General features: G+C 72.9%; 17 protein-coding genes. 8 read left to right on the forward strand and 9 right to left on the reverse strand.

The features are described 5' to 3' along the window. The first annotated feature begins 71 nt into the window (after positions 1-71). Positions 72-779: a TetR/AcrR family transcriptional regulator gene (locus LADH09A_RS17465; protein ID WP_238646643.1), complete on the forward strand. Its 708-nt coding sequence runs from the start codon at positions 72-74 to the stop codon at positions 777-779. A gap of 32 nt (positions 780-811) precedes the next feature. On the opposite strand, the gene LADH09A_RS17470 is transcribed toward LADH09A_RS17465, so the two are convergent. From LADH09A_RS17470 to LADH09A_RS17495, 6 genes are all read right to left on the reverse strand, one after another. Continuing rightward, on the reverse strand, positions 812-1,288 hold the full coding sequence (locus tag LADH09A_RS17470) for a DUF4383 domain-containing protein (protein WP_238646401.1): 477 nt from the start codon (positions 1,286-1,288) through the stop codon (positions 812-814). 208 nt (positions 1,289-1,496) lie between these two features. Continuing rightward, a complete protein-coding gene (locus tag LADH09A_RS17475; protein WP_238646403.1) occupies positions 1,497-1,952 on the reverse strand; it encodes a DUF4383 domain-containing protein in 456 nt (151 codons plus the stop codon). Positions 1,953-2,053: 101 nt separating this feature from the next. Continuing rightward, on the reverse strand, positions 2,054-3,865 hold the full coding sequence (locus tag LADH09A_RS17480; RefSeq protein ID WP_238646405.1) for an ABC-F family ATP-binding cassette domain-containing protein: 1,812 nt from the start codon (positions 3,863-3,865) through the stop codon (positions 2,054-2,056). 120 nt (positions 3,866-3,985) lie between these two features. Then, positions 3,986-4,936: a 4-(cytidine 5'-diphospho)-2-C-methyl-D-erythritol kinase gene (locus tag LADH09A_RS17485; RefSeq protein WP_238646407.1), complete on the reverse strand. Its 951-nt coding sequence runs from the start codon at positions 4,934-4,936 to the stop codon at positions 3,986-3,988. Between the two features lie 87 nt (positions 4,937-5,023). Next, entirely contained in the window at positions 5,024-5,893 is an 870-nt protein-coding gene (gene rsmA / locus LADH09A_RS17490) for a 16S rRNA (adenine(1518)-N(6)/adenine(1519)-N(6))-dimethyltransferase RsmA (RefSeq protein WP_238646409.1), read from the reverse strand. Between the two features lie 46 nt (positions 5,894-5,939). Then, the gene (locus tag LADH09A_RS17495) at positions 5,940-6,839 is read right to left on the reverse strand and encodes a TatD family hydrolase (RefSeq protein ID WP_238646410.1); all 900 of its coding nucleotides are present in this window, start codon (positions 6,837-6,839) and stop codon (positions 5,940-5,942) included. A gap of 155 nt (positions 6,840-6,994) precedes the next feature. Here LADH09A_RS17495 and LADH09A_RS17500 point away from each other — a divergent pair, with 155 nt between their 5' ends. Further along, a complete protein-coding gene (locus tag LADH09A_RS17500; protein WP_238646412.1) occupies positions 6,995-8,242 on the forward strand; it encodes a hypothetical protein in 1,248 nt (415 codons plus the stop codon). A gap of 45 nt (positions 8,243-8,287) precedes the next feature. Here LADH09A_RS17500 and metG read toward each other — a convergent pair whose 3' ends face one another. Beyond that, a complete protein-coding gene (gene metG / locus LADH09A_RS17505) occupies positions 8,288-10,120 on the reverse strand; it encodes a methionine--tRNA ligase (protein ID WP_238646414.1) in 1,833 nt (610 codons plus the stop codon). A 158-nt stretch (positions 10,121-10,278) separates the two neighbouring features. On the opposite strand from metG, the gene LADH09A_RS17510 reads away from it, so the two are divergent. After that, positions 10,279-11,433, forward strand: coding sequence for a hypothetical protein (locus LADH09A_RS17510; protein WP_238646416.1), 1,155 nt, complete (start codon positions 10,279-10,281; stop codon positions 11,431-11,433). A gap of 41 nt (positions 11,434-11,474) precedes the next feature. Here LADH09A_RS17510 and rsmI read toward each other — a convergent pair whose 3' ends face one another. Further along, entirely contained in the window at positions 11,475-12,323 is an 849-nt protein-coding gene (gene rsmI, locus LADH09A_RS17515) for a 16S rRNA (cytidine(1402)-2'-O)-methyltransferase (protein ID WP_238646418.1), read from the reverse strand. A gap of 84 nt (positions 12,324-12,407) precedes the next feature. Between rsmI and LADH09A_RS17520 the strand changes: the two genes are divergently transcribed. The 3 genes from LADH09A_RS17520 (at position 12,408) to LADH09A_RS17530 (ending at position 16,602) form a co-directional block, all read left to right on the forward strand. Further along, complete coding sequence (locus LADH09A_RS17520; protein ID WP_238646420.1) at positions 12,408-14,117, forward strand: dolichyl-phosphate-mannose--protein mannosyltransferase; 1,710 nt, start codon at positions 12,408-12,410, stop codon at positions 14,115-14,117. A 419-nt stretch (positions 14,118-14,536) separates the two neighbouring features. Further along, on the forward strand, positions 14,537-15,820 hold the full coding sequence (locus tag LADH09A_RS17525; protein WP_238646423.1) for a VWA domain-containing protein: 1,284 nt from the start codon (positions 14,537-14,539) through the stop codon (positions 15,818-15,820). After that, positions 15,820-16,602 (forward strand): peptidase, encoded by a 783-nt coding sequence (locus LADH09A_RS17530; RefSeq protein WP_238646425.1) that lies wholly within the window; start codon positions 15,820-15,822, stop codon positions 16,600-16,602. Before LADH09A_RS17525 ends, LADH09A_RS17530 begins: the two co-directional genes overlap by 1 nt. A gap of 47 nt (positions 16,603-16,649) precedes the next feature. Here LADH09A_RS17530 and LADH09A_RS17535 read toward each other — a convergent pair whose 3' ends face one another. Beyond that, the gene (locus LADH09A_RS17535) at positions 16,650-16,919 is read right to left on the reverse strand and encodes a hypothetical protein (protein ID WP_238646426.1); all 270 of its coding nucleotides are present in this window, start codon (positions 16,917-16,919) and stop codon (positions 16,650-16,652) included. Between the two features lie 200 nt (positions 16,920-17,119). Here LADH09A_RS17535 and LADH09A_RS17540 point away from each other — a divergent pair, with 200 nt between their 5' ends. Further along, positions 17,120-17,776 (forward strand): 4'-phosphopantetheinyl transferase family protein, encoded by a 657-nt coding sequence (locus LADH09A_RS17540; protein WP_238646427.1) that lies wholly within the window; start codon positions 17,120-17,122, stop codon positions 17,774-17,776. 196 nt (positions 17,777-17,972) lie between these two features. Then, on the forward strand, positions 17,973-18,851 hold the full coding sequence (locus LADH09A_RS17545) for a DUF4352 domain-containing protein (RefSeq protein ID WP_238646429.1): 879 nt from the start codon (positions 17,973-17,975) through the stop codon (positions 18,849-18,851). Positions 18,852-18,867: the final 16 nt, after the last annotated feature.

The following is an 18,867-nucleotide window of genomic DNA, read 5'->3' on the forward strand; positions in this document are numbered from 1 at the left end:
ACGACGTGAACGGGCACAGCGGAGGCACCATTCCACGGCAGGGCGTCACCGAGCGCCAGCGAGGCGGCGACATGCCCGAGGTCAGTGACGGCGACGCTGCCGGCGTCGGCGGCCGACGGGTGACACCGCCCGCCCCGGCCCCGGTGCCGAAGGCCAAACCCGCCTCCCGGGTTCGCATGTCGGCGGCCCAACGCCGGGAGCAGTTGATCGCGACCGGCCGGCAGCTCTTCGCCGAGCGCGGTTTCGACGCCACCTCGATCGAGGAGGTGGCGGCCCGCGCCAAGGTCTCCAAGCCCGTGGTGTACGAGCACTTCGGTGGCAAGGAAGGGCTCTACGCGGTGGTCGTGGACCGGGAGGTCCGAGCCCTGCTGGACCGGATCACCACGGCGTTGACCGCCGGCCATCCGCGGGAGCTGCTGGAACAGGCGGCGCTCGCCCTGCTGACCTACATCGAGGAGGAGACCAGCGGTTTCCGGGTGCTGGTCCGCGAGTCGCCGCTGATGTCCGGCACGGCCAACTTCAGCAGCGTCATGAACGACGTGGCGCACCAGGTCGAGCACATCCTGGGCGCCGAGTACAAGAGCCGCGGGTACGACCCGAAGCTCGCCGAGCTGTACTCGCAGGCGCTGGTCGGCATGGTGGCGCTGACCGGGCGCTGGTGGCTGGAGGTCCGCAAGCCGCGCAAGGAGACGGTGGCGGCGCACCTGGTCAACCTGGCCTGGAACGGGTTGTCGCACCTGGAGGCGAAGCCGACGCTGATCACCGGCCGGCGCCGCTGAGCCCGATGAACGGCCGGCGCCGCTGAGCCCGATCAGCGGCGGTGCGCGTCGGCCACCGGGTGTTTACGGCGCTCCAACTCCTGCTCCGCGTGCTCCGGTGGGCCGACCTTGTCGTAGAGACCGGTGCCGAGCAGGATCAGGCCGAACAACATCGACACCACCACTGTCGACATCGAGAAGTTGAGGAAGTTCGCCTCGGTCTGCAGCACGGACATCATCAGGATGCTGGTCACCAGGAACACCACACCGGCGATGAGGTTCATGTAGTGGCCGAGGTTGCTGCGCCGGGACGCCCCGATGATCAGGACGATTCCGAAGATCACCGAGGCGAGTGAGAAGGCCAGGTTGGTCCGGAGCCCGAGGGCCCAGGTGCTGCTCCGGTCGAAGAGCGGGTCACCGATCGTCTCGGCGACGCCCCAGACGCCGAAGACCAGGATGTAGACGCCGATCAGACCGGACAGGACCCGGTAGAGCGGCCGTGCCGGATGGTTCACCGGAAAGTGCGGCATGCCGAGACCCCCTGAATCAACCGCTTCAGGAGGATTGTCACCCCAGGCAGAGCCAACTGTCCGAAGAACCACAAAGCCGGAAAGGGTCCGCCGCAGGCTGGACCAGGTCGGGTTTTCGCCGGAGCCCGAGCTGCGCAGGGATCAAGCCTGACCGCCCGGAGCAGCTCGGGCTCCGGCGAAAACCACCACCGCAACAACCAAGAAAAGCTCAGAGAATCAGACGAGCCTTGTGGAAGGCCTCCGCCTCCTCCTCGGACCCGACCTTGCCGTACATGCCGACCATCAGCAGCACCAGGGACGCCGACAGCACCACGACCACGGTGGTGATGCTGAAGTTGAAGATGTTGGCGTCGGTCCGGATGAACGCGAGACCCGCCAGGCCGATCACCATCAGGGCGTACGCCAGCCACTGGTTGATCGCCACGTCGATGTTGCGACCGAGGGCCGTGCCGACCAGCACGACGATCCCGAGCAACACGCTGAGCAGCGAGAAGCCGAGGTTGGTGCCCTGACCGAGGACCCGCGTGTCGTCCTGGGCGAGGATCTCGTTGCCGGTGCTCGCGATGATGCCGAGCACCCCGAAGACCACCAGGTACAGACCGGTCAGCCCGCCGATCGCCCGGTAGATCGGCCGCGCGGGGTGGTTGACGGGGGTGTGTGCCATGTCTGTGTCTCCAACGCCGTGGGGTGAGGTGTCACCGACGATTGTCTCGCATGTGGCGGTGTGACGCCGCACACGGTCCTCGCCGGGCGTGCCTGGCCCGGTCAGCTCTCGGGCAGGTCCTCGGCGAGGGTCATCCAGCTCTCCTCGATCCGCTCCCGCTCGGCGCGCAGATCCTTGAGCTGGGTGTCCAACTCGGCCACCCGGGCGTAGTCGGTGGCGTCCGCCGCGAGCTGACCGAGCAGCGTGGTCTCGCGCTGGTCGAGTTTGCCGAGTTGCCGTTCCAGCCGACTCAGCTCCTTACGGGCCTGCCGGACCTCGGCCGCGGACATGCCACCCGCGCTCGGGCCGGTGGGCGCGGCGGTCGGGTTCGCGCCGCCGACCCGGGGGGCGAACCCGGCCCGCTCCGCGGTGCGGGCAAGGTACTCGTCCACCCCGCCCGGCAGGTGCACCAGGCGACCGTCGCCGAACATCCCGTACGCCGTGTCGGTGACCCGCTCGATCAGGTAACGGTCGTGGCTCGCCACGATGATCGTGCCGGGCCACGAGTCGAGCAGGTCCTCCAGCGAGGCGAGGGTGTCGGTGTCCAGGTCGTTGGTGGGCTCGTCGAAGAGCAGCACGTTGGGCTCGCCGGCGAGCAGCCGCAGCATCTGCAACCGGCGGCGTTCCCCACCGGAGAGGTCACTGACCGGGGTCCAGAGCCGGCGGTCGTCGAAGCCGAACACCTCGGCGAGCTGCGCGGCGGAGACCTCCCGGTCGCCGAGCTGGACGCGGCGGGCGACCTCCTCGACGGCTTCCAGCACCCGCAGGTGCCCGGGCAGCTCGGTGAGTTCTTGGGAGAGGAACGCGGGTCGCACGGTGGAGCCGGTGCCGAGGCGGCCACCGTCGGGTCGGGTGATGCCGGCGAGCATCCGCAACAGCGTGGTCTTGCCAGCCCCGTTGGCACCGAGGATGGCGATCCGGTCACCGGGGCCGACCAGCCAGGTGACGTCGCGGAGGATCTCCTTGGGGCCGGCGTGCAGCTCGACGTTCTCCAGGTCGTACACCTGCTTGCCGAGCCGGGAGGTGGCCATGCGTTGCAGGGACATGGTGTCCCGCGCCGGCGGCACGTCGGCGATCAACGCGTTCGCGGCGTCGATGCGGAACTGGGGCTTGGACGTCCGGGCCGGCGGCCCACGGCGCAGCCAGGCGATCTCCTTGCGGAGCAGGTTCTGCCGGCGGGCCTCGGTGGCGGCGGCGACGCGCTCACGCTCGGCGCGGGCGAGGGTCCAGGCGGCGAACCCACCCTCGTAGGCGCGAACGGTCTGGTCGGCGACCTCCCAGGTGGTGGTGCAGACCGCGTCGAGGAACCACCGGTCGTGGGTGACCACGACCAGGGCGCCCCTGCGGCCGACCAGGTGCCGGGCCAGCCAGTCGACACCGCCGACGTCGAGGTGGTTGGTGGGCTCGTCGAGGATGAGCAGGTCGCACTCGCGGACGAGCAGCGCGGCGAGCGCCACCCGGCGGCGTTCGCCACCGGACATCGGGCCGACCGGCTGGTCGAGGCCGAGGTGCGGCATACCGAGGCCGTCGAGGATGCCGCGGACACCGGCGTCGCCGGCCCACTCGTGCTCGGCGCCCATGCCCTCGTCGAGCCAGGCGGTGCCGAGGACGACGTCCCGGACGGTGGCGTCGGGGGCCAGCGTGAGCTGCTGCGGCAGCCAGAGCGCGCGCAGGTCGCGGCGGTGGGTCACCCGGCCGTCGTCGGGGTCCTCCTGCTTGGTGAGCAGCCGCAGCAGGGTGGACTTGCCGGCGCCGTTGAGGCCGACCACGCCGATCCGGTCGGCGTCGTCCAGACCGAGCGAGACGTCCGTGAGCAACCGCCCAGCGGCGCCGTACCCCTTGGACACCCGGTCCAGATTGACGATGTTCGCCACGTTCCACCCTTCATGATCAAGGCGTCCGGGTGCCGGCGGGCACCTGGACGCCTGCCTCAAGGGTACGCGGACGCCCCGGACACCCGCGCCGCGCGCCCGCAGGCCGGGTGGGACGAGCCGTCAGCCGACGCGGGCGCCGGCGACCGGGCCGTGCGCGACCCGCGCCTCCCGGCACACACCGGCGGCGGTCAGCTCGGCGGCGATCCGCTCCGCGTCGGCCGCGTCGGTGGTGAGGAACACGCAGGTCGGGCCGGAGCCGGAGACGATACCGGTGAGTGCGCCGGCCGCCTCGCCGGCCTTGAGGGTGTCGGCCAGCGCCGGGCGCATGGCCAGCGCGGCGTCCTGAAGATCGTTGCCGAGCGTCCGGGCGAGCACCCGGGGATCGCGCTGACGCAGCGCGCCCAGCAACGCGTCGGTGGAGCCGAGCGGGTCGCTGGCGGCGCCGGAGTCGCGCAGCCGGTCCAACTCGCGGTACGCGGCCGGGGTGGAGAGGCCACCGTCGGCGATCGCCACCACCCAGTGCCAGGAGGTCGGGCGGGCCAGCACCGGGCTGATCGCCTCGCCCCGGCCGGTGCCCAGCGCGGTGCCACCGTAGATCAGGAACGGCACGTCGGAACCGAGGTCGGCGGCGATCCCGGCCAGCTCGTCGCGGGACAGCCCGGTGCCCCAGAGCGCGTCGCAGGCCACCAGCGCGGCGGCCGCGTCGGCGCTGCCGCCGGCCAGCCCACCGGCGAGCGGGATCTGCTTGCGCAGGTGCAGCCGGGCGTGCGGCAGCACCCCCGCGTACCCGGCGAGGGCGTGCGCCGCACGGATCACCAGGTTGGTGTCGTCCAGGGCCAGCTCACCGGTGCCCTCGCCCTCCATGGTCAGGGCGAGGGTGTCGCCCCGGCGGGCCGTCAGCTCGTCGTAGATCGAGATGGCGTGGTAGATCGTGTTCAACTCGTGGTAGCCGTCACGGCGCAGCGGGCCCACCCCGAGGTGCAGATTGACCTTCGCGGGCACCCGGACCTTCACCGGCCCGGTGGCCCCGCGCCGCTCGTCCTCGCCGTCCGGTCGCCAGGCCTCGGTCACGGGGTGTTGTCCCGCACGTGCAGGCGGATGTCGAACGGCTTGGCCACGATCTGCTCCTCGGCGTCCTGGGCGGGCACGGGCGTCAGCCTACTTCGCGGCCGGCGTACCGACCGGAGCCGACGCGGCGATGGCGGCGAACTGCTCGACGGTCAGTGACTCCCCCCGGGCGCCGGGGTCGACGCCGGCTGCGGTGAGCGCGGCGGCGGCCCGGTCCGCGCTGCCGGCCCAACCGGCCAGCGCGGCGCGCAGCGTCTTGCGCCGCTGCGCGAACGCCGCGTCGACCACGGCGAAGACCCGTTCCCGGGGTACGTCGGTGCGGGGCGGTGCGTGACAGGCGAAGGCGACCAGACCGGAGTCGACGTTGGGCACCGGCCAGAACACGTTCGGCGGCACCTTGCCGGCGCCCCGGGCGTGGGCGTACCAGGCGAGCTTGACCGACGGAATGCCGTACACCTTGGAGCCGGGACCGGCGACCAGCCGGTCGGCGACCTCCTTCTGCACCATGACCAGGCCGTGCCGCAGGGTGGGCAGCACGGCGAGCAGGTGCAGCACCACGGGCACGGCCACGTTGTAGGGCAGGTTCGCGACCAGCGCGGTCGGCGGTGGGTCGGCCAGCTCGGCGGCGTCGATGCGCAGGGCGTCCGCGCGGTGCACGGTGAGCCGGTCGGCGTCCGCCCCGGCATGCCGCGCGGCGGTCTCCGGCAGGGCACCGGCGAGCACCGGGTCGATCTCCACGGCGTGTACGTGCCCGGCGACCGGCAGCAGCCCCAGGGTCAGTGAGCCGAGCCCGGGGCCGACCTCCAGGGCCACGTCGTCGGGGGTCAGCCCGGCGGCGGTGACGATCCGGCGCACGGTGTTCGGGTCGTGCACGAAGTTCTGGCCCAGCTTCTTGGTGGGCGCGACGCCCAGCCGGGCGGCGAGTTCCCGGATCTCCGCCGGGCCGAGGAGACCGGTCATGCCTGGCAGCGTAGCGGCGACGTCGGGGACGACCGCCGGCCCGGGCTCACCACGGCCCGAAGGCACTGTCGCCGGTGGCGGAGATGGCCGCGCACAGCTCGTCCAGGTCACTGCCGGTGGTCGCGGCGAGCGCGCGGACGGTCAGCGGGATCAGGTACGACGCGTTCGGGCGGCCGCGGTACGGCGTCGGCGTGAGGTACGGGGCGTCGGTCTCCACCAGGATCTGGTCGACCGGGGTGAGCGCGGCGGCCTCGCGCAGCGCGGTGGCGCTGCCGAAGGTGACCGTGCCGGCGAAGCTGAGCAGGTAGCCCCGGCGGACGCACTCGCGGGCGAAGTCGGCGTCACCGGAGAAGCAGTGCAGCACCACCCGGTCGGGAGCGCCCTCGTCGTCGAGGATCCGCAGCACGTCCGCGTGCGCGTCCCGGTCGTGGATGACCAACGCCTTGCCGTACCGCTTGGCGATGGCGATGTGCGCCCGGAAGCTCTGCTCCTGCGCGGCCCGCCCCTCGTCGCCGGTCCGGAAGAAGTCCATCCCGGTCTCGCCGATCCCCCGGACCCGGTCGCGGGCGGCCAGCGACTCGATCTGCCGCAGCGCCTCGTCGAGGTCGGTGAGGCGGGGCGCCTCGTTGGGGTGCAGCGCGACGGTGGCCAGCACCGCGGGATACCGCTCGGCGGTGTCCGCGCCCCACTGTGAGGAGGCGACGTCCACGCCCACCTGGACCAGCCGGTCCACGCCGACCTTGGTGGCCAGCGCGATCGCCGTACCGACCGGGTCGTCGGCTGGCCCGCCGCCGGGCACACCGGCCTCGCTGACGGTGATGTCCAGGTGGGTGTGGCTGTCCAGCACCGGCCGGGGCAGCGGCTCGGGGGCGGGCGGAAACTCTCCGGCCCGCCGGCGGGCACGCTCTCGGCGGGATTCAGTGGGCTCGCTCATCAGCGACAGCATCACACACCGGGCCCGGCCATCTGCCCGCCACCCGACGTTCACCTCGACTACGCCGCGCGACTCTACCGTCGCGGCGTGAGCGAGCGCAGCGAGCGAACCATGGGGCACAGCAGCGTGGCGCCTCGCGCCGCTGCCGAGCGAAGCGAGGCGGCGGCGTGAGCGTCACACCCCACGCGAGCGGCGCGGCCGGAGAACGTACCGGGCTGCGCGTGGCGTTCGGCGGCGGCGTGTACCCGGCCGAGGAGATCGCCCGGGGCGCCGCGTACGAGCTGTTCAGCGCCGAGGAGGTGGCCGGCTTCGAGCGGGCGTCCCGACCGGGCAGCGCCCTGCCGTGGCGCCGGTTCGTGCACGTCACCGAGGCCAGCGCGGTGCACGGGGCGACCGAGCCGGCCGAGGAGCCGGAGACGCCGCTGATGATGCCGGCGCACCGGGAACGCGGCTGGACGCACGTGCACCAGCTCAGTCAGCAGCCGTCCGCGGCGGGCGACCCCGTCCTGGCCGCGGTGCGTGCCTCGGCGGTGGTGCGGCGGGGCACCCGGATGGTGAAGGTGCTCTCGCCCCGGCAGCTCGCCGGGTACGTGCGGGGCTGGCTGCCGCACGGCTTCTGCTACCGCGAGCACGACGTGGCGCACCTGCGTACGCCGACGGCCACCACGGTGCTCCGCACCGACGGTGACGTCGGGCGGGACGGCTCGGACGTCGCGTACGCGCTGCGGTGGCGGGCCGCCGACCCGGGCGACTACGACGTGCCGGTGGGCGAGACGCACCGGGGCCTGACCGCGCTGGCCTCCCGGGACCGGCTGGGCCCACCGGTGCTGGGTACCGGCTTCGTGCCGAGCAACGGCCAGCTCATTCCCGAGTTCGTCACCCGGGACTTCGCCGACCTGCCGATGCCGGCGAACGCCACCCTGCTGGCCTATCCCGCCGAGAGGGTGGAGGTCGTGCTCTACACCTACCAGGCCGAGCAGCGCGGATGGCTGCGGATGGTGGGCCCGCAGTGGCGGCACCTGCTGGCCGCGGTGCCGGGCCTCTCCCCCGACCAGGAGTACGTGCCGACCGGGGACGCTCCACGCTCCACGCAGTTGGTGGGCCTCTACGGCGACACCGAGTACGAGGCGGTGGCCGACCTGCCCGGCGGGTTCCGGGTGCTGGCGATGACCCGGGCGGCCCGTTATCCGGTGGACGCGGTGGCCCGCCGGCTCCGGTTCGCCCAGTGGCGGGGCGTGCCGTGCCTGGTGCTGCGGGAGGAGGCCGGCTGGTTGCGGCTGCGGCTGCGCTTCCCGGACCCGGACGCCGTGGTCGCCACCGGCGCGCAGTGTCACGACCGCGGCATCTACGAGACCTGGGCGCCGGGCGCCGAGGTGAGCGACGACCAGGTGATGGACACCCGGTACGCGATGTGACGCCCCCCGGCGGCCGGTTGCCCTGCCGCCGGGGGTGTCGCGCGTTCAGTCGGCCAGTCGGGCCAGCTCCTCGTCGACGATCGACGGGTCGAGCTTGCGGAACACCGGCTTCGGCGTCGCCAGTGGCCGGCCCGCCTCGATCGACACCGACTCCCAGCGCGCGCCGACGGTGTAGTCCCCGGTGAGCACCGGGTACGACGGGCCGCCGTCCAGGTCGTCGACCTGCTCGATGACGGGCATCGGCGCGTGCACACCGGTGCCGCCGAGCAGCTCGTGCACCTGCTGTGCGGAGTGCGGGAGGAACGGGGTGAGCAGCGTGTTCGCGTCGCTGATCACCTGGAGGGCGACGTGCAGGATGGTGCCCATACGGGGCTTGTCCGCCTCGCCCTTGAGCTTCCACGGGGCCTGCTCGGAGAGGTACCTGTTGGCCTCGGCGACCACCCGCATGGCCTCGCCGATCGCCTGCTTCTGGCGGTGCCGACCGATCAGGTCGCCCACGGTGGTGAAGCCGGTCCGGGAGGTCGCCAGCAGGGCTTCGTCGGCTTCGGTGAGCCCGGCCGGGTCGACCGGTGGGATCGCCCCGAAGTTCTTCGCCGCCATCGAGACGCACCGGTTGACCAGGTTGCCCCAGCCGGCGACCAGCTCGTCGTTGTTGCGGCGGAGGAACTCGGCCCAGGTGAAGTCGGTGTCGTTGCTCTCCGGGCCGGCGGCGGCGATGAAGTACCGCAGCGCGTCGGCGTCGTAGCGCTCCAGGAAGTCGCGAACGTAGATGACCACCTTGCGGGACGAGGAGAACTTGCGTCCTTCCATGGTCAGGTATTCGCTCGACACCACCTCGGTGGGCAGGTTGAGCCGACCCAGCTCGCCCGGCGCACCGTCGCGGGAGCCCTCGCCGGAGTATCCGGAGAGCAGCGCCGGCCAGATGACCGAGTGGAAGACGATGTTGTCCTTGCCCATGAAGTAGTAGGACCGGGCGTCTCCGCCGACTCCGTCGGCCGACGGGACGCTGCCCTCGCCGTCCTTGGAGTTCCAGTACACCCGCCACGCCTCCGGGTCGCCGGAGCGGCGGGCCCACTCGATCGACGCGGACAGGTAGCCGATCACCGCGTCGAACCAGACGTAGATCCGCTTGTCCGGCCGGTCCCGCCAGCCGTCCAGCGGGATCGGCACGCCCCACTCCAGGTCGCGGGTGATCGCCCGGGGCTGGAGGTCGTCGAGCAGGTTGCGGGAGAACCGCAGCACGTTGGGCCGCCACCCCTCCCGGGTGTCCAACCACTGCCGCAGCACCTCGGCCAGCGCGGGCAGGTCCAGGAAGAAGTGCTCGGTCTCGACGAACTTCGGGGTCTCCCCGTTGATCCGTGACTTCGGGTCGATCAGGTCGATCGGGTCGAGCTGGTTGCCGCAGTTGTCGCACTGGTCGCCCCGGGCGCTGTCGTACCCGCAGATCGGGCAGGTGCCCTCGATGTAGCGGTCGGGCAGGGTGCGGCCGGTGGACGGGGAGATGGCGCCCATGGTGGTCTTCGGCACGATGTAGCCGTTGCGGTACATCCCCTCGAACAACTCCTGCACCACCGCGTAGTGGTTGCGGGTGGTGGTGCGGGTGAACAGGTCGTAGGAGAGGCCAAGGCCGTGCAGGTCCTCGACGATCACCCTGTTGTACCGGTCGGCCAGCTCGCGCGGGGTCACCCCGTCGGCGTCGGCCTGCACCTGGATCGGGGTGCCGTGCTCGTCGGTGCCGGAGACCATGAGCACGTCGTGGCCGGCCATCCGCATGTACCGGGCGAAGACGTCGGAGGGAACGCCGAAACCGGAGACGTGGCCGATGTGGCGGGGGCCGTTGGCGTACGGCCAGGCCACTGCCGCGAGAACGTGACTCATGAGCAGCAAGCCTAGTGACCCGTCCGGGGCGTCCGCGAACCAATGGGGGGTGCCGGGCCGGCGGACCGGGCCGACCACGTCCACCATTGGTCCGATTTGTCGCCGACACGCGGTCGAGCTGCCCGTTCCGCCTCCCGGACCGGTGTGCAATGAACCTCGTGACTGGCAGACGAACGGAACGGGAGCACGAGGACCGTCACACCGGCCCGGCGGTCGGCGACGACCCCGGCCCCGAGCCGGCCTCGCCCCGGAGTGCCGGGGTGGCGCCCCAGCCCCGGGTGGTGCCCGGCGGCGACCCGGGTTCCACGTCGCGACCCGGCCCCAGCCCTCGACCGAGCCCCGTCCCACGGCCCGGGGAGCAGCAGGCCACGCCGTCGGGACAGGCGGTCACGTCGAGCCGGGAGGAGGCTGGGCAACGTGCCGCCACCCCGGTCCGGCCCACGCCGGCCGCGCCGACACCCACCCCGGCCCGGCCAACCCCGGCGGCACCCGTACCGAGCCCGGCCCGCCCCGGCGCGCCAGGCTCACCGGTCGGCTCGGCACCCGCCGCCACGGAGGCCGTCGAGCTGGAGGCCGTCGAGCTGGAACCCACCACCGGCGCGCCGGTGGACGCGGTGCCGCGTCGGGTGCCCGTCCGCCAGCAGGGCCGCCTGCAACGGGAGGGCCGGCCCGACGGTGACACGCCGAGCGACGACGGCGTCTTCTGGGCGCCGATCGAGGAGGTGCACTGGGACGGCACCCCGGTGCGGGAGGACCATGGGCCGTCGGGGGACCGCGGCTCCCGGCCGGTGCGCCGCCGGGCACCGAGCCGTACGACCCCACCGCCCGACCCGCTGCCCGGGCTCGCCGCGCTGGTGACGCTGAGTCTGGTGGCGGCCTTCTTCGCCTGGGTCAGCGCCGGCCCGTTCTGGCTCGCCGTCGGGCACGCCCGGGTGGGCACGGTGGTGCTCGACGGCTGCACCGGTGGCGGGCTCACCCAACGCTGTCGGGGCACGTTCACGGCCGAGGACGGGCGGTTCGTCGCGCACGGTGTGCGGGTCAGCGGCGTACCCGCCGGGGAGAACGCGAGCGGTACGCCGGTGCCGGCGCGGATGACCGGCCCGGACGCCGGCACCGCGTACGCGGACAGCGGCGTGGGCCGACACCTGCGCTGGCTGCCCGGCCTGCTGGTGGTGCTGGCCTGCACGGCCGGCATCGTCCGGTGGACCGGGTCGGCGCGGCTGCCCGGCCGTCGGCACCGCCGCTGGGCGGTGACCGCCGCCATCGCCGGCCCGGTGCTGATCACCGTCGGCTTCCTGGCCTCCGCCTGGTGAGCACAACGCCCGGCGAACCCCGCCGCGGCCGGGAGCGTGGGTCAGCTGTGCACGATGGTGTAGACGTCGCGCCGACGCAGCGCGTACTCGGTGGCGACGTCGGTGATGGCATCCCGGCGGGACCGCCCGGCGGCCTCCCGCTCGGCGACCGCCGCGCGCAGGGTGTCGTCGTCGGGGCGTTCCGGGGCGATCACCGGCGCACCGGCCACCACCAGGGTGATCTCGCCGCGCGGGTCTCCCTCGGCGGCCCACCGGGCCAGCTCGCCGAGGGGGCGGCGGAGCACCTCCTCGTAGGTCTTGGTCAACTCTCGGCAGAGCGCGGCCGGCCGGTCCGCGCCGAACGTGTCGGCGAGGTCGGTGAGGGCCGCGCCGATCCGGTGCGGGGCCTCGAAGAAGACCAGCGTGCGTTCCTCGGCGGCGAGCGCGCGCAGCCGGGTTCGGCGGGCACCAGGGGTGCGGGGCAGGAAGCCCTCGAAGCAGAACCGGTCACAGGGCAACCCGGAGACCGCCAGCGCGGTGGTGACCGCGCTGGGCCCGGGGGCGACGGTGACCGGCGCCCCGACGTCCAGTGCGGCCCGGACCAGCCGGTAGCCGGGGTCGGAGACGCTCGGCATCCCCCCGTCGGTGACCAGTGCCACCACGTACCCGCCGAGGATGACCTCGACCAGCTCGGGGGTGCGCCGCTCCTCGTTGCCCTCGAAGTAGGAGACGATCCGGCCGCCGACCGTGATGTCGAGGTCGCGGGCCAGCCGGGTCAGCCGCCGGGTGTCCTCGGCCGCGACCACGTCGGCGGTGCTCAGCACCTCCCGGAGTCGGGCCGAGGCGTCGGCCGGGTTGCCGAGCGGGGCACCGAGCAGGATCAGGCGCCCAGCTTCGGACTTTTCACCCACGAATTCGTCTCCTTCATCGACAGCGAGTACCGGTATCGGGGACGACGGGCGCCACCGGGCACCTTGGCAGCCTACGATCGCCGGGTGACGAGTGCGTCGACAGCGCAGAGCCCGAGCGCCGAGCCTGCCAAGATGGTCGAGGTGACGGGCGAGCCCAGCCCCAACCAGGAGCCGACGGCACCGAGTGCCGGTGGCGGTGGCGCGTCCGCCGCGCTCCGGCGGAGGTTCGCCACCGTCGACACCCAGCTGGACCGGTTCTCCTGGCTGGCCACGGCGGTGGTGGTGGCCGTCGCGGCGATCCTGCGCTTCGTCGGGCTGTCCAGCCCGAAGGAAAAGATCTTCGACGAGACCTACTACGCCAAGGACGCCTACGGGCTGATCTCCCGCGGCGTCGAGTGGAACTACAAGGACAACGTCCCGTCGTACGTGGTGCACCCGCCACTGGGCAAGTGGCTGATCGGCCTCGGCGAGTGGGCCTTCGGCTACCAGGACGCCGACTCGAAGGTCTCCGTCCCCGGGCACCTGCTGACCACCGCGCCGGCGTTCGGCTGGCGGTTCTCGGCGGCCGTGATCGGCACCCTGTCGGTGTTGCTGCTGGTCCGCATCGGTCGGCGGATGTTCCGCTCGACGGTGCTCGGCTGCGCGGCCGGTCTGCTGCTCGCCCTCGACGGCTTCCACCTGGTGCTGTCCCGCGCGGCGCTGCTCGACATCTTCCTGCTCTTCTTCGTGCTGGCCGCGTTCGGCGCGTTGGTGCTCGATCGGGACGCCCGCCGCAGGCGCTGGGCGCGGGCCCTGGACGACGGGCTCGACCCGAGCCGACCGGGCCGTGCCGGCCGGCCACCGACCGGTTGGCGCACCTGGCCGTGGTGGCGGTTGGCGGCCGGGGTGCTGATCGGCTGTGCCTGCGCGGTGAAGTGGAGCGCACTGTATTTCGTGCCGGTCTTCGCGCTGCTGGTGCTCTTCTGGGAGGTCGGCGTCCGCCGCTCGGCGGGGGTCCGCCGGCCCTGGCGCGACACCCTGCTCGACGAGCTGCCCTGGCTGGTGCTCGCGGGCGTGCTGATGCTGGGCACCTATGTCGCCACCTGGTCGGGCTGGCTGCTCACCGACGACGGCTACTACCGGCTCGCGTCGGCCTACCCGAGCGCCCCGCTCAGCGACCGCCCGGTGATCGGGCCGCTGATCAACCTCTTCGAGTACCACCGGGCGGCGTACGGCTTCCACGCCCAGCTCGACGACGCGCACAAATACCAGTCGTGGCCGTGGCAGTGGCTGCTGCTGGGCCGGCCGGTGGCGTTCCACTGGTCCGGTGACGGCACATGCGGCGCAGCGACCTGCGCCTCCGAGATCCTGCTGCTCGGCACTCCCCTGCTGTGGTGGTCGTTCCTGCCCGCCCTGGTGGCGCTGGCCTGGCTGGGTCTGGCCCGCCGGGACTGGCGGGCGGGCGCGATCCTGCTCACCGTGGCGGCCGGGCTGCTCCCCTGGTTCTGGTTCGCCCTCGACGGCCGCACGATGTTCTCGTTCTACGCCGCGCCGGCGCTGCCGTTCCTGGTGCTTGCCGTGGTGTACGTGCTCGGCGCGCTGATCGCGCCCGCCGGGGGTGACGTGGGTGAGGTGGCGCCGCTGCTGCCCGGCGACCCGAGCTACGAACGTCGACTGGTCGGCAGCATCGCGGCCGGGGCGTACGTGCTGCTGGTCGGGCTCTGCTTCGCGTACTTCTATCCGATCTTCGTCGGCAAGGTGATCCCGTACTCGGACTGGCTTTCCCGGATGTGGCTCGACGGTCGGTGGATATAAGCACCGACAGGCGACGCGCCGCACAGCGCGACGAAGAAGGGCCCGCACGCCGAAGCGTGCGGGCCCTTTCCGACCCTGCGGGCACTGTGCTCCCTTGCGGGGCCTGTGACCGTGCAGGGCCTTTCGACAAAGACGCGCGCCCCGATCGCCTGCCACGGGGGAAGCGGGCGATTGGGGCGCGCATGAAGAGCTTAACCACCGCGCACCACCGGCACAACGGGTCGACTTGGGTCAGATTTCCGACGGATGGCGGCCGGGCCGACACCTACCCTTCGGCAGTTGACCGAGGGTGACCTGGCGTGGACCCAGAGCGCGGAGACGCCCGGTCGGAGGCGGTTGTCGACCTGGCCGGAGGTGCCGGGGTCCACTCCCCGCCACCCAGACGATCATCCAAAGTGGATCTCACTACACTGCGGGCCGTGATCAACTTCAGACGATCGACGGCGGTCCTTCTCGGGCTGCTGGCGACCACCGCACTGGCCGGGCCCGTCCCGGCGCAGGCCGACGAGGAGCCGGTGCCCGAGCCGCCCCGGGTCGAGCTGGTGCTCGACGTCAGTGGCTCGATGCGCGCCGCCGACATCGACGGGCGCAGCCGGATCTCCGTTGCCCAGCAGGCCTTCAACGAGGTGGTCGACGCCCTGCCGGAGGAGACCCAGCTCGGCATCCGGGTGCTCGGCGCGACCTACCGCGGCAAGGACAAGAAGGTCGGCTGCCAGGACACTCAGCAGATCGTGCCGGTCGGCCCGGTGGACCGGTCGGCCGCCAAGGCCGCGGTGGCGACCCTGCGACCCACCGGGTTCACGCCGGTCGGCCTCGCACTGCGCTCCGCCGCGGAGGACCTGGGTCGCGGGGCCACCACCCGGCGGATCGTGCTGATCACCGACGGCGAGGACACCTGCGCCCCGCCGGACCCGTGCGAGGTGGCCCGGGAGCTGGCCGCCCAGGGCACCAGCCTGGTCGTCGACACCCTCGGTCTGGCCCCCGACGAGAAGGTCCGCAAGCAGTTGCTCTGCATCGCCAGCGCGACCGGCGGCACCTACACCGCGGCGCAGAGCGCCGAGGAGCTGACCGACCGGATCAAACAGCTCGTCGAGCGGGCCGGCGACACGCACACCCGCGCCCCGACGGTGGTCGGCGGCACGAACGTCTGCGACTCGGCGCCGCTGCTCGCCCCCGGCGTCTACGCCGACCGGGAGGCGTTCTCCGAGCACCGCTACTACCGGGTGCCGGTACGCCCCGGGCAGGAGCTGCGCGCGTCGGTGAGCATGGCGCTGGACCGGGCGGTGAATCGGGACTACGGGGTGCTGCTCAGGGCGACCGCAACGGACGGCCGGGAACTGGTTCGCGGTGCGGACGCCGGCAGCGGGCGGGCCGACGTGCTCTCCGCCGGGCTGCGCTGGTCGGCCACCGCCGACGACGAGGATGCCGCGAAGACCGAGGAGAGTTCCGCGCCGGTCGTCGAACCCACCACCGTCTGCCTGGTGGTGAGCAACTCGTTCGCACCGCGCCCCGGCACCGCGGCCACCCCGGGGATGCCGGTGGAGTTGACCATCGACGTGGTCGCCGCCACGCCCGCACCGGACGGGCCGGACCTCGGCCGAGGCTGGGTGCTGCTCGCCCTGCTCACCGTCGCCGGGCTGCTCACCGGCCTGATCGCCGGACTGCTCACCCGCTGGTGGGTTGCCACCTGGAGGGAGAACTGATGCGTACCGCCCTGTTCCGACCGCTGGCGGCGCTGCTCGCCGCCGGCGGGGCCGCGCTGCTGCCCGCCACGGCCGTCGCCGCCCCCACCCCTTCCCCGGGCGCCACGCCGGTGAACCGGGCCGGCACGTCGTTCCTCAGCGCCACCCCGATCTCCGCGGGGCAACCGGTACGGGTGGACGCGTCGATCGGCGACCACCTCTACTGGGCGTTCCCGGCCAGCGCGGGCCAGGTGCACGAGATCACCGCCACCGTCACCTTCCCGAAGGGGCGCAGCGGCGCCTCCACCTGGACGGTCGACGTCTTCGACGGGCTACGGCGGCGGCAGGCGTGCACCGCCGGGGCGCAGACCCCGACCGTGGACGCGAAGGCGTCGAGCGTGGCGCTGGGCTGCACGTTGCGCGAGGTGCGGCCGTGGGCGGAGCCCTGGTCGGCCGATCCGCTGCCCGGCACGTACGTCGTCCGGCTCTCCGTGATCGACCTGCCCGAGCCGGATCTGGGCGCGCCGATCGACGTGGACCTGCTGGTCGGCACGGTCGCCGACCGGGGTGCCTCGGCCGACGACGGTGAGCTGGCCGCGCCGCTGGTGCCGAACACCGAGGCGGGCACGGTGCTCAACGCCGTACCCGTGGCGGACCCGGAGGCGGGCGACGACGGTGACTCGCCGGCGGACTGGTTGCCGGATCTCGGCTCGCGGTGGGTCTGGACCGGTGTCGGCGGCGTGCTCGCCGCGGTGGCCGGCGTGGTCGGATTCGCGGTGACCCGGCGGCCCCGGCGTCGCTGAGCCACCCGCCGCTGGTGGCCCCGCCCGAAGGTGGGGCCACCAGCGGTTCAAACCCGGCGGGAGCCGCGCGGCAACCAGCCGATGAACCGGTCTTGGAGGGACATCACCGGGGCGGCGCGCAGATCCTCCGTGGCGGCGGCGAGACAGGAACCCAGGTAGACGCTGAGCATCGCGCGGTCAGTCCCGTACTCCGCCAGCAGCCGGCTGCGCTTCGTCGCGCACGGCCACTCGTCACCGCAGGAGACGCAGCTCCAGCAGGGGGTCTTCGGGGCGTGGTCGTCCACCCGCACCCCCGCCCGTTCCGCACCATCGGTCATCGCACGTCCTTCCAGATGTCCACGGGACTGGCGGCTGCCCTGCCCGACCAGTTCTTGATGGTGGTCCCCCCGGAGCCATCAGGGAGGGCGCTGCACGTCCCTCCGGTGTTACATCTTTGCGGTACCTTCTCCCGTCGTGGGAGTCGGAAATTTGACGGTTGACAGAATCCGCCGTTCCTACCGACCAGTAGGCCGCCGCGATGCGTGACCTGCTGCCGTCGACGGTCGCCGTGGCCGTGGCCGGGCCGGACGACTGGGTCGGCGAGCTGCTCCCCGCCGAGCAGGCGTGCCTCAGCGAGCGGGCCGTACAGACCCGCCGGCGGGACTTCGCCGCTGGGAGGGCCTGCGCCCGCCGGGCCATGACCGGTCTCGGCCTGCCGCCGACCGCCGTGCCGGCCGCCCCCGACCGCGCACCCGTCTGGCCGGCCGGGGTCGTCGGCACCATCACCCACACCACCGGCTACTGCGCCGCCGCGGCGGCGCTCACCACCGATGTCCGGTCCGTCGGAATGGACGCCGAGCAGCACCACGAGGTCGATCCGGGAGTACGCAGAATGGTGCTGCTGCCCGAGGAGGAGGCCCTCTGCGCACGGCTGCCCGGCGGCACCTCCTGGCCGGTCGTCCTGTTCAGCGCCAAGGAGACCGTCTACAAGGTGTGGTACCCGGTGGTCGGGACCTGGCTCGGCTTCCGTGACGCCCAGCTCGACGTGGACCCGGGTGCCGGCACGTTCACGGCCCGCATCGCACCGGCCCGGGTGGACGCGGCGGCGGTCGAGGCACCACCGACGACCATCGCCGGCCGGTTCGTGGTCGCCGACGGGCTGGTCCGTACCGCCGCCGTGCTCCCGCTGCGCTGATCTCCCCCGTCACCCAGCGCCACCGTGTCCACTGTGGCGCCGGATGGCCGACCGCACATCGTCCAGGCTGGGTGGACCGGAGCGAGCGTCGCCGCCGACGGTGGGACGGGATCCGGCGCGGCGACCGGGCGATCGACCACACACGGTAGCGTCGGCGGGTTCCCGAACCGCACGTACCGAGGCGTCAAGGAGTACGGTGACCCACCCCCAGCCCCCCGCCGGGCCGCAGGACCCCCAGCACCCGAACACGGAGCCACCGACGCAGTCGTCCCCCACGACACCGCCGCAGTCCACCGTCGACCCGACGGTCGCGCAGACACCGCTGCCGCCCAGCCCGTGGTCCGCAGCGGGGAGCGCGTCGCAGCCGCCGTTCTCGGGCACCGCGTACCCGTCGGCCGGCGGTGGCTTCGCGGGCGCTGGCGGTGGTTATCCGGCACCCGGCGGGCCGCTCGTCGCACCCGCACCGGTGCCGACGCAGGGTTCCAAGAAGACAGTCGTGGCCGTCGCGATCACCGCGGCCGTCCTCACCCTTCTCACCTGCGCCGGCGGCATCGTGGCGGTCGTCATCGGCGCCAACCGGGCCGCGCACGAGGTGACCGAGGCCCTCCCCACCCCCGGGGTGACCCGGGGCGCCGCCCTGCCGTCGGCCAAAGCTCCCTCGTCGACGGCCAGCGGCGACACCCGCAACATGTCACCCGGAGACACCCTGGTCATCGATGGTGACGGCGGCACCATCGAGATCACCGTGACGAAGTTCAGCACCGCCACCAAGCCGTGCGCTCCCTACGGCCTCAAGCCCGACGAGGGCATGTACGTGATCGCCGACGTGACGTTGACCGTCACCAGGGGCACCGCTTCGGCGAACCCGCTGTTCTTCGAGTGGGTCGCCGCCGACGGCACCGAGGCCAACGCGGTCGCCGGGGCCTTCTCCGGATGCGGCGAGCCGATGCCCTCCGCCGACGACCTGACCGCCGGGACCCGGCGCACCGGCAGCGTGGTGTTCGACGTACACGACACCTCCGGGGTGCTGGAGTACCAGCACAGGTTCGAGACCGCCGGCTCCTGGAAGCCGTGACGCGCTGACACGACGT

It is taken from the genome of Micromonospora cabrerizensis (assembly GCF_022230955.1).
Classification (GTDB): domain Bacteria; phylum Actinomycetota; class Actinomycetes; order Mycobacteriales; family Micromonosporaceae; genus Micromonospora; species Micromonospora cabrerizensis.